The 14,913-nt window shown below is 49.9% G+C and carries 18 protein-coding genes and 1 pseudogene; 4 read left to right on the forward strand and 15 right to left on the reverse strand.

The features are described from left to right. Positions 1–174: 174 nt before the first annotated feature. Positions 175–360, forward strand: coding sequence for a hypothetical protein (locus tag NM96_11340; GenBank protein AVR79837.1), 186 nt, complete (start codon positions 175–177; stop codon positions 358–360). Here the strand turns inward: NM96_11340 and NM96_11345 are convergent. The 8 genes from NM96_11345 to NM96_11380 form a co-directional block, all read right to left on the reverse strand. Continuing rightward, positions 357–548: a hypothetical protein gene (locus NM96_11345; protein ID AVR79838.1), complete on the reverse strand. Its 192-nt coding sequence runs from the start codon at positions 546–548 to the stop codon at positions 357–359. The two genes, NM96_11340 and NM96_11345, sit on opposite strands and share 4 nt — an antisense overlap. 7 nt (positions 549–555) lie before the next feature. After that, entirely contained in the window at positions 556–1,731 is a 1,176-nt protein-coding gene (locus NM96_11350; GenBank protein ID AVR79839.1) for a zonular occludens toxin family protein, read from the reverse strand. Positions 1,732–1,740: 9 nt separating this feature from the next. Further along, complete coding sequence (locus NM96_11355; GenBank protein ID AVR79840.1) at positions 1,741–2,022, reverse strand: hypothetical protein; 282 nt, start codon at positions 2,020–2,022, stop codon at positions 1,741–1,743. Position 2,023: 1 nt separating this feature from the next. Next, on the reverse strand, positions 2,024–3,805 hold the full coding sequence (locus NM96_11360) for a hypothetical protein (protein AVR79841.1): 1,782 nt from the start codon (positions 3,803–3,805) through the stop codon (positions 2,024–2,026). Then, positions 3,795–4,097 carry a hypothetical protein gene (locus NM96_11365; GenBank protein ID AVR79842.1) on the reverse strand — a complete coding sequence of 101 codons (303 nt, stop codon included), beginning with the start codon at positions 4,095–4,097 and terminating at the stop codon, positions 3,795–3,797. The genes NM96_11360 and NM96_11365 overlap by 11 nt, the downstream gene beginning before the upstream one ends. 8 nt (positions 4,098–4,105) lie before the next feature. Further along, positions 4,106–4,327 (reverse strand): hypothetical protein, encoded by a 222-nt coding sequence (locus NM96_11370; protein AVR79843.1) that lies wholly within the window; start codon positions 4,325–4,327, stop codon positions 4,106–4,108. A gap of 87 nt (positions 4,328–4,414) precedes the next feature. After that, entirely contained in the window at positions 4,415–4,684 is a 270-nt protein-coding gene (locus tag NM96_11375; protein AVR79844.1) for a hypothetical protein, read from the reverse strand. 20 nt (positions 4,685–4,704) lie between these two features. Continuing rightward, on the reverse strand, positions 4,705–5,640 hold the full coding sequence (locus NM96_11380; protein AVR79845.1) for a phasyl DNA replicon protein arp: 936 nt from the start codon (positions 5,638–5,640) through the stop codon (positions 4,705–4,707). A gap of 117 nt (positions 5,641–5,757) precedes the next feature. Here NM96_11380 and NM96_11385 point away from each other — a divergent pair, with 117 nt between their 5' ends. Then, positions 5,758–5,976, forward strand: coding sequence for a hypothetical protein (locus NM96_11385; protein AVR79846.1), 219 nt, complete (start codon positions 5,758–5,760; stop codon positions 5,974–5,976). An 81-nt stretch (positions 5,977–6,057) separates the two neighbouring features. Here the strand turns inward: NM96_11385 and NM96_11390 are convergent, their stop codons facing one another. From NM96_11390 to NM96_11415, 6 genes and pseudogenes are all read right to left on the reverse strand, one after another. After that, on the reverse strand, positions 6,058–7,023 hold the full coding sequence (locus NM96_11390) for an IS30 family transposase (GenBank protein ID AVR79847.1): 966 nt from the start codon (positions 7,021–7,023) through the stop codon (positions 6,058–6,060). A gap of 103 nt (positions 7,024–7,126) precedes the next feature. Then, complete coding sequence (locus NM96_11395; protein AVR79848.1) at positions 7,127–8,521, reverse strand: glutamate--tRNA ligase; 1,395 nt, start codon at positions 8,519–8,521, stop codon at positions 7,127–7,129. Positions 8,522–8,669: 148 nt separating this feature from the next. Further along, the gene (locus NM96_11400) at positions 8,670–8,999 is read right to left on the reverse strand and encodes an FKBP-type peptidyl-prolyl cis-trans isomerase (protein ID AVR79849.1); all 330 of its coding nucleotides are present in this window, start codon (positions 8,997–8,999) and stop codon (positions 8,670–8,672) included. Between the two features lie 26 nt (positions 9,000–9,025). Further along, positions 9,026–9,142, reverse strand: coding sequence for an aerotaxis receptor Aer (locus NM96_11405; GenBank protein ID AVR79850.1), 117 nt, complete (start codon positions 9,140–9,142; stop codon positions 9,026–9,028). A 22-nt stretch (positions 9,143–9,164) separates the two neighbouring features. Continuing rightward, on the reverse strand, positions 9,165–9,425 hold the full coding sequence (locus NM96_11410) for a hypothetical protein (protein AVR79851.1): 261 nt from the start codon (positions 9,423–9,425) through the stop codon (positions 9,165–9,167). A gap of 172 nt (positions 9,426–9,597) precedes the next feature. Then, positions 9,598–9,815: pseudogene (locus NM96_11415) on the reverse strand (hypothetical protein). 129 nt (positions 9,816–9,944) lie between these two features. On the opposite strand from NM96_11415, the gene NM96_11420 reads away from it, so the two are divergent. Beyond that, the gene (locus tag NM96_11420) at positions 9,945–10,895 is read left to right on the forward strand and encodes a hydroxyacid dehydrogenase (GenBank protein ID AVR79852.1); all 951 of its coding nucleotides are present in this window, start codon (positions 9,945–9,947) and stop codon (positions 10,893–10,895) included. Between the two features lie 256 nt (positions 10,896–11,151). Here the strand turns inward: NM96_11420 and NM96_11425 are convergent, their stop codons facing one another. Beyond that, positions 11,152–12,600 carry a phosphogluconate dehydrogenase (NADP(+)-dependent, decarboxylating) gene (locus NM96_11425; protein AVR79853.1) on the reverse strand — a complete coding sequence of 483 codons (1,449 nt, stop codon included), beginning with the start codon at positions 12,598–12,600 and terminating at the stop codon, positions 11,152–11,154. Positions 12,601–13,078: 478 nt separating this feature from the next. Between NM96_11425 and ggt the strand changes: the two genes are divergently transcribed. Next, the gene (ggt, locus tag NM96_11430; GenBank protein AVR79854.1) at positions 13,079–14,848 is read left to right on the forward strand and encodes a gamma-glutamyltransferase; all 1,770 of its coding nucleotides are present in this window, start codon (positions 13,079–13,081) and stop codon (positions 14,846–14,848) included. The last annotated feature ends 65 nt before the right edge of the window (positions 14,849–14,913 follow it).

Here is a 14,913-nt window from a genome sequence, read left to right on the forward strand (position 1 = left end):
GCCTTATTTATTCAGGCTCGCAGCCTTGTATAGTGTTCAAACTGAGTATGTACAAAAAGCCCGCGCTTCTATCTTTTTTCCAAGCTGTAGCTTTGGTCGTGCTTTGGAAGTCGCGGACTGCGGTTCGGGTCATGAATCCGAACCCCTGAAAGGGTTGGTTACCCGTTCAGGGCTTTGGACTCTTTTTGCCTTCGGCGACGTTCGCCACGTGGCAGAGGGTGGGGTAAAAAACACACCCCACCCCTTGCGGGCAGCGTCTTTGGGTGGGTTAGCGTCAAGGGGTATCCAAAAAGATTTATAAAGACAATAAAGCCGTCTTTACAAATCTTTCTGGACGCCCTCCCCTTGACTTGTGGTTAGGTGTGCGATTGAGCTGCGAACATTAAAACCCCTGCGGCACATAATACAAGAAAAATAATAGCAAGACCAAAAATAAAAATGCCAAATTCTTTAATCAACATTTTGAAATAAGCCGTGCCATGCTTTCTATGAATATGAATTATTGCATACACAACCAAACACGAAATAACAAATTCTAATGCATTCATCGTTTCCCTAATTTATTTTCCCGCCCACATTGGTAAGGGCTTTATCATTGTATCCGTCATACATCAAATTCTGCGGGATCTGACCGCCCATTGTCAAGACCTGCGGGGCGTCAGGAGTGTAGGCTGTCTGCGTCGGTTTGGCGTTTTCGGCTGTTTGAGCTTTGTACGGATTAAACGGCAAGCCGTCTTTTACATAGTTCAGGCAGGTTTGTTTGCCGATGTCTTTAATCTTCGTTCCTTGGTCGGTATAGCAGGTGCAGCGGTTCTCTGCTTTGATACAGGCAGCAGGCCACGGCATGACTTTTACGGCTTTGTTCATGCCGTCGTATATCGGGGCGGTTTCAGGACGTTCTTCGATACGGGGCTTATAGTCTTCTTCAGTCAGATGGGGCTTTGGCGGTTCGGACGGCGTTTGCACCTTTGCGGCTGCGTAGCGCCCCGCTGCGCCGTCGTCCGCCGCGGGAGCGGCTGCCGCCTGCGCTTCGGGGCTTGCCGCTGGCGCGGCAATATGTGCCTGTGCCGTCTGTCCCGCTGTCTCTATGGGTTTTTCCAAATTTTTCCAAAAGGAAGCGAAATAATACAAACCTCCGCCAAGCATGGCTATTGCGACGGGTATCAGGTACAGAACCTTGCTGCGCTTGGTTCTGATTTTGGTGTGTTCTTCGGCTGACTTGTACAGTCCGTACACGCTCTTATCGAGCTTATATACGCTGACAAGGGCTTCTTTGATGTTCGCCCTGCTTTCGGGTTCTTTTGCGCCCCCTGTCGTCCATTCGAGCTTGCGGCGAAGTCCTAGGTTGGTCTTTCCGAAATGGGTATGGTGTTCAATCAGGGAGCGGAGGTGTACGTCTATAAGGCGAGGATGCTGTGTAATAAGCAGGAAGTCTAATCCTCTGTGTCTGTGGGTTTCCAGTTCTGCGACATAGTCGGGAACGGCGGAACTACTGGAACGGGGGCGAAATATACGCTGACATTCGTCAACGACGATGATTGCACCGTCGGGCGCCCATTTGGGCCACGTTTTAATGCTTTCGCCTTCGGGTATTTCTTCGTGGGGTATTTTTAAATCAGGTATGCCGTCAATGAACAGGGGACGGTTTTTAAAATCTTTGCGTTTGGCGAGCATGGAAACTACTTGAAGTGTCTTGCCCGAACCGGGTACGCCTGTAAACAGATATAACATGTTTTCTTCCTATTTCGACTGAATGATGGTAGACAGTTTTTTAAAGCCTTTTAGGGATATGACGAAGCTGAATGCGCCAAATATCCAGTTCAGAATGACACCAAATCCCGCTATATACAGGATTTGCAAAGCTTCGTCGGGGAAACCGCCGATACTTCGACTTATTTCGTTTATGAAATAACTCTGCAAAGAATTCAGTCCTGTTACTGAAATAAAACTCAAACCTACGGCGGTCAGTATGCGCCCTGCTACGGACATGAGGACGCCGGTTATCAATGAAGCCCAGTTCATTTCACAATTCCTTTACGGATTCATAGACAAAATAGGCACAGGTCAGCACGCATATTGCGATGAAGATAGGGCGAAGCTTGCGCGCCAAATCGCACAACGGGTCATAACTGAACTCTACCTGTCCCAATGCACCGAAATCGACGGAACGGGGAGCGGGACACGTCCCGTCAGACTGGAATACGTCCAAAGGCTTGAAATCCAAATCTATTGTGTTTTCAGGCAAGACGATGTCTTCATAGCTCGCATCGCCACCCGGCATACATTGAGCAGCATTCGGGTTTTGCTGACAAAAGTCCTGCTTCTGATTCTCTTGGTTTTGATTTTGCTGCCCTGTCGGATTGTTCGGCGTATTCGGAATGTTCGGTGTCGTCGGTACATTCGGACTATCAGGCGTTGTAGGTGTATTCGGACTATTGGGTGTTGTCGGTGTGTTCTGTCCTTTATTCGGTGTCGGTATTATTTCGCTGCGTGTCGGTGCTAGGGTTGAATTTGGTTTCAGATCAGGACGCGGAATAATGGTTGTCGTAATCGAACCGTCTCTATTTATCGTGAATCTTGTTTGTTGAGGTGTATTGCTGCCTTGCGGGGTGTAGGGTGCTGAATCGGCGGTCATCGGCGTGAATTCATTCGAAATCGTGGATTTTTCAACGGAATCGCCAATTTTGGACAACTGATTCATCAGTTCGGCATGGTTAGTCTGTTGGTTATTCAACATACGCTCTAATATGTCTTTGATATCCTTTTGATTGAGCGTCATATTTTCGACTGTTTTTTGTGGGTCAGGTTTAAAAGTCGATGATGCTTCTACTCCAACAGTACTAGAATTCTTATCTTTAAATTGATAATAAACATAATCACCTTGCACACCTCTTAAATAAATTTTTGCCGAACCACCTTGATTTACACCATTATTATTGTTATAAAAATTTTTTAAATATGAATAATATATTTTGTTTGAGTAATATATTTTCCCCGTTGGCGATTGTTCCCTAAAAATAACGTTGACGGGATAAAGACCATTTTCTTTTTGACTTTCTTTTGCTTTCTGCCATTGCTCTTGCTGTTTGGCTGCTTCTGCTGCTCCTTCGGCTGCTTTTCGGGCGGCTGCGGCTGCGACTGCTTCGCCTAATTGACCGCTTTGTTCCTTCTGCATTTGCCATTGATAAAAACGTTCTCCAGCTTGTCTTAAATCTTGAGGAGACGGGCTATCAATCAAACCTAATCCACGTCCTAAATTCCCCAAGGACTCTGCAATTCCTCCAAACAAATTATTTCCAAAGGTACCAGCCATTAAAACACCACTTTCGACAGCACCTTTATAATCTCCTGACCTTATTCTTGCTCCCATCAAACCACTATGTTTATCAACCGAAGCTGCCAATGCACCACCTGCCCAAACGCCATTTATAGTATTCTGCAATTTTGACGAGCTTACAGTCTGCGTTTGTGTCGTCCGAATCGTTCCCTTTTCTCCATAATTGCCCGTTACGGTTACGGTCTTCGGTTGTGACCCCTTGATGGTATCGCCCGACTTGGTTACGGTCGGTCTGCCGTTGTTTTGGCTTTGCACTCGCCATACGCCCGTTTTCGGGTCGTAGCCCTTTTGTCTTAATGCTTGCTCAGACGGGAAACCCGCCCCCTGATGTTGTGCTGGCGGCGGCAGTCCTGCGTCTGCCCATGCCTGCCCTACGACCAAGAGCGAGCCAAGACATACAGAAAGACGGCTAATGTTAGGGGCTTTACCATACCCAGTAAAAACGCTGATTCGGGTGTCATTCTTCATTTCTTTCTCTCTGCCATAAAACCAGTTTCACAATAACGACAACGGCAAAAAGTGAAATCATTACAAACATCATCTGTATGCCGATTTGTTCGCCGAGACGGTAATATTTCATGCTGTCGCACTGCGGAAACTGAAGTTTTACGGTCTGTTCGTTATAAGTCCAAGTCTGCCCGTTAAAAACGGGGTGATGCAGCACCCCGTCTTTATCTATGGTCGGTACGACTTGGGTCATCACTTCGTTTTTTGCCTGCTCTGCCGTTTCATGACATATTCGACCGACCTGATAACCCATGTTGCACCTTATGCGGAACGTTTCACTGCGGATTTGATAACACTGATGGAAACGGCGGCAACAGCCAAAGCAACAGCAACTGCGCCGACGGCAATAATGCCTGTTTTCAATCCACCGAGTTCCGTTTTGGCGGCTTCAACCATGCCGCTATCTTCTGCGAATGCCATTACCGGCAATGCTGAAACGGTTACAAATGCGGCTGCTTTTTGAAATTTGGTTTTGATACTCATGATGTTTTCCTTTATGGAGTTAAAAAAATGGTTATGGCGGTGTTTCGGGGTCAATTCAGGGGACACCGCCGAACCCCTGAAACTGGTTTATGCTTCGTCCGAATAGTAGATGTTGTCTTTAAATGCACGGGGAAATACCTGCATGGAGACGATTTGCTGCGGTTTATACTGCTCGTACTTTTCGGGATGTTTGGTGCGGACTTCGCAAAGGCGGGTTTCGGTGTCTGAACGGATAATCAGACCGACATAGTGGGTTTTGCTGAATGTGCCGTCTTGGTTTTTGCGTTCGCGTGTGAACATTCGGTCAAATGCGGCGATGACGAAAATACCTTGTTTGCGTTCGTTTTCTTGAGACATGATGTTTCCTTTCTGCCAACTTAGGGCATATTGATGATGGTTTCTCGGTTATAAAACGCCCATTTCGGGCTTAAAAGGGCTGATAGGACGGCGTTGTAATTGTCCTCTGTAATCTTTTTGGGCTTTCTTTCGTAAAAAAGCTCGGCATGCGCCTGTAAAAGGGGTTCAATGCAGATAACCCACTTTTGCAGCTTCTCGCGCCACTGGCGCGAACCTGCGGATACAAACGAAAAATTGCTGTTCGCAATCTTCCACAACTGTTTTTTGTCTATGGTGGTACGAATAAGACGGTAGCCTTTGTCTTCAGGCAGACGGCTATCAATGTGTTTGGCGATGTACTTGCCAACATATCTGGCAAGACCTTTGCTGTTGGTTTTAACGGGCAGCAGTTCGGATCGTCCGAATCCGTACTTTTCCATGTTTTCACGGAGAACTTGCCAAAGCTGACGTAGATTTTTATTTGCGCTTGTGTAGTTACGAGCTTGAATTTGTTGGAAATTCAGACCGCGGCGGATGTCTTCGCGGGTGTTGACGATAAGATGGAAGTGAATACGACCGCTTTTCATGCGCTCGTATACACAGACATAGTGTTCGAAATGCTTTTTAAGAAAGTTTGTGCGCAGGCTGTGAAAGCGGCGGCTTGCCTCTTTAACGTCTTGTACTTCGTCGGCAAATGTGAGGGTAAGGAATCCGACCTTTTCAATTCCGAAAACTTCGATGAATTGGCGTACATTCATCTCAAGGGCGGCGGCGGATTTCTTGTGTGAGGTGGAAAATTCGTTGAATTCGGGTTTTGCTGTGTTCGGCAGGTATTTTTCTATACTTGCGGGTTTTTGCTTTTCCTTGATTACATTGGTATTTTTTTCGTCAATGCAGTTGTTACTATTTAGACAAGGAAGCACGGCACGCTTCGCGGCCGCTTGCTGCTGAAACTCAATTTGTTGCTGTAAAAACATTTTAGACCCCTCTCAAATGTCGGTTAATCGAATTTGTCAAGGGGTTCTAAATGTATTTTACGCTCCCTTAACGGAAGCGAAATATATAAGGTCGTCTGAAAAACTGAAGTTCAAAGTATGTCGCGAAAGGCGAACTGTTGGGACAATACGCCGATGGAAAGCTTCTTTGCGGTGTTGAAGACGGAGTGTTTCTATAACGCAGGTGAATTGACAGTAGATGAATTGATGAAGCAGATAGATGACTATATGGATTACTACAACCGGGAGCGTTGCAGTTTGAAATTGAAAAAGCTGAGTCCTGTCGCATACAGAACCCAGCTTGCACAGAGCGCCTGAATAGGCTTTTATCGGGTGTCCAAGATTTGGGGGCAGTTCAAAATTTTCAGACGACCTTGGATTCGGATTTCAAGTGCAACACTAGGGTACCAGTGGTTGGAACAGATTTAAGAATAAAACACTTGGCGTTTCGTAGCCACGTGTTTTTCTCGGCCGGTGGTTCAACTCATCTTGAACCCTGCGTATCTCCCGATTGCTGATGTTTCGGAAATCGGTTTGTTTGGGGAAATATTGCCGGATGAGTCCATTGGTGTTCTCATTCAGCCCTTTCTCCCAAGAATGGTAAGGGCGGCAAAAATAGGTTTCCGCCTTCAATGCTTTGGCTATTTTGGTGTGTTGGTAGAACTCTTTGCCGTTATCCATGGTAATGGTGTGGACTCTGGCTTTATATGCCTTTAATACCCTAATGGCCGCCCGGGCAGTGTCTTCGGCTTTTAAGTTCTTCAATTTGCAGATGATGGTGTAGCGGGTAGTGCGTTCGACCAAGGTCAATAACGCGCTTTTCTGATTTTTGCCGACGATGGTGTCGGCCTCCCAATCGCCGATGCGGGTTTTCCGGTCGACGATAGCAGGTCGGTTTTCTATGCCGACGCGGTCGGGCACTTTGCCTCTGGTCCATGTGCTGCCGTAGCGTTTGCGGTAGGGTTTGCTGCATATTCTGAGATGTTGCCACAAAGTGCCGCCGTTGCTTTTGTCTTGGCGGAGGTAGCGGTAAACGGTGCTGTGATGGAGTGTGATCTCGTGGTGTTTATGCAGGTAGGCGCATACTTGTTCGGGACTGAGTTTGCGGCGGATAAGGGTGTCGATGTGTTGAATCAGCTGCGAATCGAGCTTATAGGGTTTTCGCCGGTGCTGTTTGGTCAGCCGGCTTTGCTTCTGTGCTTTTTCGGCGCTGTATTGCTGTCCTTGGATGCAGTGCCGCTTGATTTCTCTGCTGATGGTGCTTTTGTGGCGGTTGAGCTGTTTGGCGATTTCGGCGATGGTGCAGTAGCGGGACAGGTATTGGATATGGTATCGTTCGTCTTGGGTCAGTTGTGTGTAGCTCATGGCAATCTTTCTTGCAGGAAAGGCCGTATGCTACCGCATACTGGCCTTTTTCTGTTATGGAAAGTTGCACTTCAAATGCGAATCCGCCGACCTTTTCAACGTTTTAAGAACGAATCCGTTTCAACACTTCTTCCTTGCCGATTAATGCCAACACGGCATCAACGCTGGGGGTTTTCGCTGTGCCGCAGACGGCGAGGCGCAGGGGCATGCCGAGTTTGCCCATTTTGATGCCTTCTTCGTCGCAGAAGGGTTTGAACAGGTCGTGGATGGCTTCGGCGTTCCAGTCTTCCAGCCCTTCGAGGCGTTCGGCGAAGCGCAGCATACGGGTGGCGGCTTCGTCGTCCCAATGTTTCTGCACGTCCGCTTCGGCGGGCGTTTGTTTGACGTAGAAGTAGAGGCACTCGTCGGCGAGCGTGTTCAGGTCTTGGGCGCGGTCTTTGACCAGTGCCAACACGTCTTCCAACGCGGGTTTTGCCGTGTCGTAAATGTCGCGCAGGGCGAGGCGGGGTTTGACGAGTTCGGCGAGTTTTTCGTTGGGCGTGATTTTGATGTGTTCGCCGTTGATCCAGTAGAGCTTTTTCAAGTCCATGCGGCTTGGAGACGGGGAAACGTCTTTCAAATCAAACCATTCGATGAATTGTTCCATCGTGAAGAACTCGTCGTCGCCGTGCGCCCAGCCCAAACGAGCCAGATAGTTGAGCATGGCTTCAGGCAGGATGCCCATCGCGCCGAAATCAGTGATGGCGACGGTATCACCGCTGCGTTTGGAGATTTTTTTGCCTTGTTCGTTGAGAATCATGGGCAGGTGGCCGTATTCGGGCAGGTTCGCGCCGATGGCTTTTAAGATGTTGATTTGTTTCGGGGTGTTGTTCACATGGTCGTCGCCGCGGATAACGTGGGTAACGCCCATGTCGTAGTCGTCCACGACGACGCAGAAGTTATAGGTCGGCGTGCCGTCGGCGCGGGCGATAATCAGGTCGTCGAGTGCTTCGTTGGGAATGGAGATTTCGCCTTTGACCAAGTCCGTCCACTTGGTGACGCCGTCCAAAGGCGTTTTGAAGCGGACGACGGGTTGCACGTCGGCAGGGATTTCGGGCAGGGTTTTGCCTGCTTCGGGGCGCCAGCGGCGGTCATAAGTCGCCGTGCCTTCTTTTTCGGCTTTCTCACGCATGGCTTCCAGCTCTTCTTTGCTGCAATAGCAGTAGTAGGCGGCGCCTTTTTCCAAGAGTTCGGCGATGACTTCTTTATAGCGGTCGAAACGGCGGGTTTGGTACACGACGTTGTCGGCATTGTCGTAATCGAGACCGACCCATTTCATGCCGTCGAGGATGATGTTGACGGATTCGGCGGTGGAACGCGCCAAGTCGGTGTCTTCGATACGCAATAGGAACTCGCCTTTGTGATGGCGGGCAAACGCCCATGAAAACAAGGCGGTGCGCACGCCGCCGATGTGTAAGTAGCCGGTGGGGCTGGGGGCGAAACGGGTTTTGACGGTCATGATGGCTCCAGAATCTTTTAAAACGGATATTTTACTGTTTTTAGACGGAATCGGACAATGAAAGGTCGTCTGAAAACCTCAAAATTCGGTTTTCAGACGACCTTTTGCTCAGTTCAATGTAGAAAATCCATCCCAACGCCGTCAGGCATTATTCGTAAACTTTCAACAACTCCACTTCAAACACCAACGTCGCGTTTGGCGGAATCACGCCGCCTGCGCCGCGTGCGCCGTAGCCCATTTCGGCGGGGATGGTCAGCTTGCGTTTGCCGCCTTCCTTCATGCCGCCGAAACCTTCGTCCCAGCCTTGAATGACCTGACCCACGCCCAGCGTAATCGTCAGCGGCTGACGGCGGTCAAGGCTGGAGTCGAATTTGGTGCCGTCTTCCAGCCAACCGGTGTAATGTACGGTAATTTCCTTGCCTTTCACGGCCTCTTTGCCGTGGCCTTCCTGCAAATCTTCAATAATCAAACCGCTCATGTTTTATCCTTTCATAGCGTTTTCAATCAGTTAACAATATCGACTCTTCGATATTCCGCGCTGAAGGGTATCATAGCTGCCGTTTCCGATAAAGCAAAAGGTCGTCTGAAAACGGATGGATACGTTTTCAGACGACCTTTCAATGTATCATCAACTGCTTAGCAATCAATTTGAGCCGTTTTGCAACGAGCGGGCATAGGTGTCGTTGTAGCCGATGTCGGTGATTTCGCGCACACCTGTGGCAGGTGCGGTGAATTTCACGCGGTCATCATCTTTACGCATATCGTGCGCATCGTGATATTCGACTTGGGTTAAGCCCGGAATGGGACCGGAGTCGTTGGCATGGTTCCATTCAGGAATGCGGCTGTCGGCGAGAGATGCGGCGGCGGCAACGGCGATGAGGGAGGCGAAGAGTGCTTTTTTCATGATACTTTCCTTATGATGTTGAATATAAAAGATGAACTGCATAGGCGTTCAAGCGATGGAAAGCATTTTATTGATTTCTTTTTGATTGATAAATATCTATTTTGTTGAAAGAATATTTACCAATAAGAAACAATATGCCCTAGCCCGTTTTCAGACGACCTCTGGTCAAAACTTATCCACAATGGTGCAGCGGCGTCGCCCATTCTTGTTTCACGGTTTTATTTTTTCGTAGCGTCGCTATGCCTGTTCGTGGAAATAGAAAACGACGGTGTTGGCAAGCGGCTCGACCAGCGCGACTGCGCTTGAGATGCCGATGCTGCCGGTCAAAATATAGGCAACGCCGAACGCGGTGGCGAAATGTAAAATGGCAAAGATCATGGTTTTAATCATGATGGTTTCCTGATATGGTGATGCCTGTATGATTCGGATAATAACCATTCTCAACTACGCCGTATCTTTTGAATATTTTATTCAAAATTAGTTTATTTAAATAATTATTTTATTTTTGATAGGTGAAATATGAATCCACTGTGCATTGCCGTTCTCGACCGCGACACGCTTGCCGACCGTCCGTTTGACTTTGATTTTCCGCATACTTTAAGCAGCTATGGTTCGACTGAGGCGCATCAGACCGCCGAGCGCATACGGGGCGCGGACATCATCATTACCAACAAAGTCGTGATTTCCGCCGAACACATCGCCGCCAACCCGCAGCTCAAACTGATTGCGCTAGCCGCGACGGGCGTCAACAATGTTGACCTTGCTGCCGCCAAGCAAGCGGGCGTGAGCGTGTGCAACATCCGCGCTTACGGCAATGAATCCGTGGCGGAACACGCGTTTATGATGATGATTACCCTGATGCGCAACCTGCCCGCCTATCAGCGAGACGTTGCAGCAGGCTTGTGGGAAAACTCGCCGTTTTTCTGCCACCTCGGCGCACCGATGCGCGATTTAAACGGTAAAACACTGGCGATTTTCGGTCGCGGCAACATCGGACAGACGCTGGCAACTTATGCACAGGCGTTCAAAATGAAGGTCGTGTTTGTCGAACACAAACACGCCGAAACCGTCCGCGACGGCTACGTTTCCTTTGACGAAGCCGTCCGCACTGCCGACGCGCTGTCGCTGCATTGCCCGCTCACGCCGGAAACGGCAAACATGATAGGCGAAGCCGAGTTGCAACAGATGAAGCCCGGCGCCATCCTCATCAACTGCGGGCGCGGCGGCTTGGTTGATGAAGCCGCTTTGGTTGCGGCGTTGAAATACGGCCAAATCGGCGGGGCAGGTTTTGACGTGTTAACACAAGAGCCGCCGCGCGACGGCAACCCTCTGCTGAAAGCTCGACTGCCCAACCTCATTGTCACGCCACACATTGCATGGGCAAGCCAAGAGGCCGCCAACCGTCTGTTTGACATCCTTGTGGACAACATCAACCGCTTCGTCGCAGGCAATCCGCAGAATCTGGTTTGATGCCGATAGCCCTTAGCCCTGTTGATAATTTTGTGAACAATTTAAAAGGTCGTCTGAAAATTTTCAGACGACCTTTTGTATATTGATAGTTTTCAATGAATTAGGTTTGGTTTGATTGAATTGGGATGAGGTTAAAATTGTGGATAAGTTGTGAGCAATCCGTGGATTTCGTCAAAAACCAATGCTTTCAAACGGCAAAGGTCGTCTGAAACCAAAATTTTGGTTTTCAGACGACCTTTTCGCTGATTCAGACAAATCAAATATCGTAAGTGGTCGATGCCGTATCGCCGCCTTTTCCTGTCCAGTTGGTGTGGAAGAATTCGCCGCGCGGTTTGTCGGTGCGCTCGTAGGTGTGCGCGCCGAAGTAGTCGCGTTGGGCTTGCAGCAGGTTGGCAGGCAGGCGTTCGGTGGTGTAGCCGTCGAGGAAGGTAATCGCGGAAGCCATGCAGGGCATGGGGATGCCGCATTCGATGGCTTTGGCGACAACTTTGCGCCATGCGGGCAGGCAGTTTTCCAATACGCCTTTGAAATAGGGGTCGGAACCCAAGAACACCAAATCGGGATTGACTTCGTATGCGTCGCGGATGTTGCCCAAGAACGCGCTGCGGATGATGCAGCCTTCGCGCCACAGAAGGGCGGTGTTGCCGTAGTTCAATGCCCAATCGTTGTTTTCGCTGGCTTCGCGGATGAGCATGAAGCCTTGTGCGTAGGAAATGATTTTGGATGCCAACAGGGCTTGGCGCAGGGCTTCGACCCACGCGGCTTTGTCGCCGTCAACGGGGGTAACGGTTTTACCGAACAAGCGGCCGGTTTGAACGCGTTGATCTTTGAACGCGGATACGCAGCGGGCGAACACGGCTTCGGAAATCAGCGTCAGCGGGATGCCCAAATCGAGGGCGTTGATGCCGGTCCATTTGCCTGTGCCTTTTTGTCCGGCGGTATCGAGGATTTTTTCGACCAAAGGTTCGCCGTTTTCGTCTTTGTAGCCCAAAATCGCGGCGGTGATTTCAATCAGGTAGGAATCCAGCTCGGTTTGGTTCCATTCGCTGAAAATGCGGTGCATTTCGTCGTAGCTCAGACCCAAGCCGTCTTTCATGAATTGGTAGGCTTCGCAAATCAACTGCATATCGCCGTATTCGATGCCGTTGTGCACCATTTTGACGAAATGGCCCGCGCCGTCGCGGCCGACCCAGTCGCAGCAGGGTTCGCCTTGCGGGGTTTTGGCGGCAATCGCTTGGAAAATGGGTTTGACGGCAGGCCATGCGGCTTCGTCGCCGCCGGGCATAATGGATGGGCCGTGACGCGCGCCTTCTTCGCCGCCGGAAACGCCTGCGCCGATAAAGCGGATGCCTTTTGCCGCCAGCTCGTGCGTGCGGCGGGTGGAATCGGGATAGTTGGCGTTGCCGCCGTCAATAATAATGTCGCCTTGGTCCAAAAGCGGGACAAGTTGCTCGATAAAGTCGTCAACGACAGAACCTGCGCGTACCATCATCATGATTTTTCGCGGTTTTTCCAGTTTATCCACTAAATCTTGCAATGAATAGGCACCGATAATGTTGGTGCCTTTGGCTGCGCCGTTGAGAAAATCGTCTACTTTAGCAGTGGTCCGGTTGTACGCCACGACTTTGAAACCGTGATCGTTCATATTCAAAATCAAATTTTGACCCATAACGGCCAAGCCGATGACGCCGATATCGCCTTTCATTGATGGAAGCTCCATTATTAATTTAATTTATCAGCCGTAACTCTATCTGATTTACAGAGGTTTAACAATCCTTAACTATCTAATTTTTTGAAAAGATGCCTTTACGTTGCGGGCTTTGGCTGCGCGTTGGGAAACAGACTATAAATAAGATTTTAAATAATAAATGGATGATTATATTAAGTCGCGCATTTGTTTGTGTATAACTTTTATTCCTTTTTCAGTTCAATAAGTTGAATGCAGATTTTGAATGCGGATAAACTGCTGTTTGCCTTGTTTGCAGATGTGGATAATTTTGAAATCTGGTTTGGTTTTGTGTATAACTTTCCGGCTATACACACAGCCTGCCGGTTTTATACTGGGCTCAAACGGAACTGTCCGAAGAGATAAACAGTCCAATCGGTTTTCATGTTTCAGACGACCTTTTGTGTTTTTCAACCGCAAGTCGTCTGAAAAATATCTCAACTAAAAGGGAGCAGATATGAAATTTTCCTTTAGCTTAAACCTGTTGGCAGCTTTGGTTTTGGCAGCGTGCGCGCACCAGCCGATGCAGAAACCTGATGCCGCGCCTTTGCCGACGGCTGTGGATAACCATGCGCCGGAACAAGGGACGGGGCTGACTGAGCAGAAATTGATCCGCGCCAAACATTATATGGCGGCGTCTGCCAATCCGTTGGCGACCGAAGCGGGATATGAGGTTTTGAAACGCGGCGGCAGCGCGATAGATGCGATGATCGCCATGCAGACAACCTTGGGTCTGACCGAACCGCAGTCTTCCGGTTTGGGCGGCGGCGCGTTTTTGGTGTATTGGGACAATAAGGCGAAAAAACTGACGACGTTTGATGCCCGAGAAACGGCGCCGAAAGCGGCAACGCCGGCGCTTTTCTTGGATGAAAACGGCAAGCCGATGGGCTTTATGAACGCAGTGGTCGGCGGCCGTTCGGTCGGTGTGCCAGGGATTCCGAAGCTGCTGGAAGATGTCCACAAGCATTACGGCAAATTGCCTTGGGCAAGTCTGTTTGACAAACCGATTGCTTTGGCGGAACAAGGCTTTACCGTTTCACCACGCATGGCGAAATCCATCGAGCAGAATCTGGAGCCTTTGAAACGTTATCCGCAAACCGCCGCGTATTTCCTGCCCGACGGCAAGCCTTTGGTAGCGGGAACGGTGTTGAAAAACCCTGAATTTGCCCGCTCCGTACGCCTGTTGGCGGAAAAAGGCAGCGCGCCGTTTTATCAGGGGGCGCAGGCGCAGAATATTGTCCGTGCCGTTACCGGCGCTGTGGATAACCCCGGCAAAATCAGTATGGCGGATTTGAAAAACTACCGCGTTATCGAGCGCGAACCGGTTTGCGCGCCGTATCGTGAATACGAAGTCTGTGGCATGGGCGCGCCAAGTTCGGGCGCGATTGCTTTGGGCGAAATTTTGGGCGTCCTGCAAAATCAGGATATGAAGGCGTTGGGTGCGGAAAATATCCACAGTTGGCGCTGGATAGGCGATGCGTCGCGGATTGCGTTTGCCGACCGCGATTATTACGTCGGCGATCCCGCGTTTGTCAACGTCCCGACCCGTTCCCTGATTTCGCAGGCTTACCTGAAACCGCGTGCCGAAGAAATCCGCCAATCCGACAAGGCGTTGGAGAACATTCAGGCAGGCAAGTTCGGCAAGGCATACGCGCAGGGCATGGCGGTAGAGCTGCCGTCCACCAGCCATTTGGTGGTTGTGGATAAAGACGGCAACGTCGTGTCGATGACGACTTCGATTGAAAACGCGTTCGGCTCGGGACTGATGGCAAACGGCTATCTGCTCAACAATGAATTGACCGATTTCGCTTTCAACCCTGTCGGCGCGGACGGTAAAACGGTGGCAAACAGCGTGGAGGGCGGCAAACGGCCGCGTTCTTCGATGGCGCCGACCATTGTGATGAAAGGCGGTAAGCCTTATTTGGCAGTCGGTTCGCCCGGCGGCAGCCGCATCATCGGTTTCGTCGCCAAAACGTTGGTGGCGCATATCGACTGGGGCATGGACATTCAAGCGGCAATCTCCCTGCCGAATATGCTCAATCGCGGCAGCCAGTATGAAATCGAGGAAAAAACCGCTGCGGCGGACAAAGCGGCAGCATTGGAAAAACTGGGCTACAAAGTCCAAATCCGCGATTTGAATTCCGGCGTACAAGGCATTGTGATCGGCAAAGACGGTTTGCTCGGCGGTGCCGACCCGCGCCGCGAAGGTAAAGTCATGGGCGATTGATCACCAATCAGCTTGTGGATAAAAGGTCGTCTGAAAAAACTGAACTGCACCCCAAAAGTTGGACA

The organism is Neisseria mucosa, from assembly GCA_003028315.1.
In the GTDB taxonomy this organism is placed as follows: domain Bacteria; phylum Pseudomonadota; class Gammaproteobacteria; order Burkholderiales; family Neisseriaceae; genus Neisseria; species Neisseria mucosa.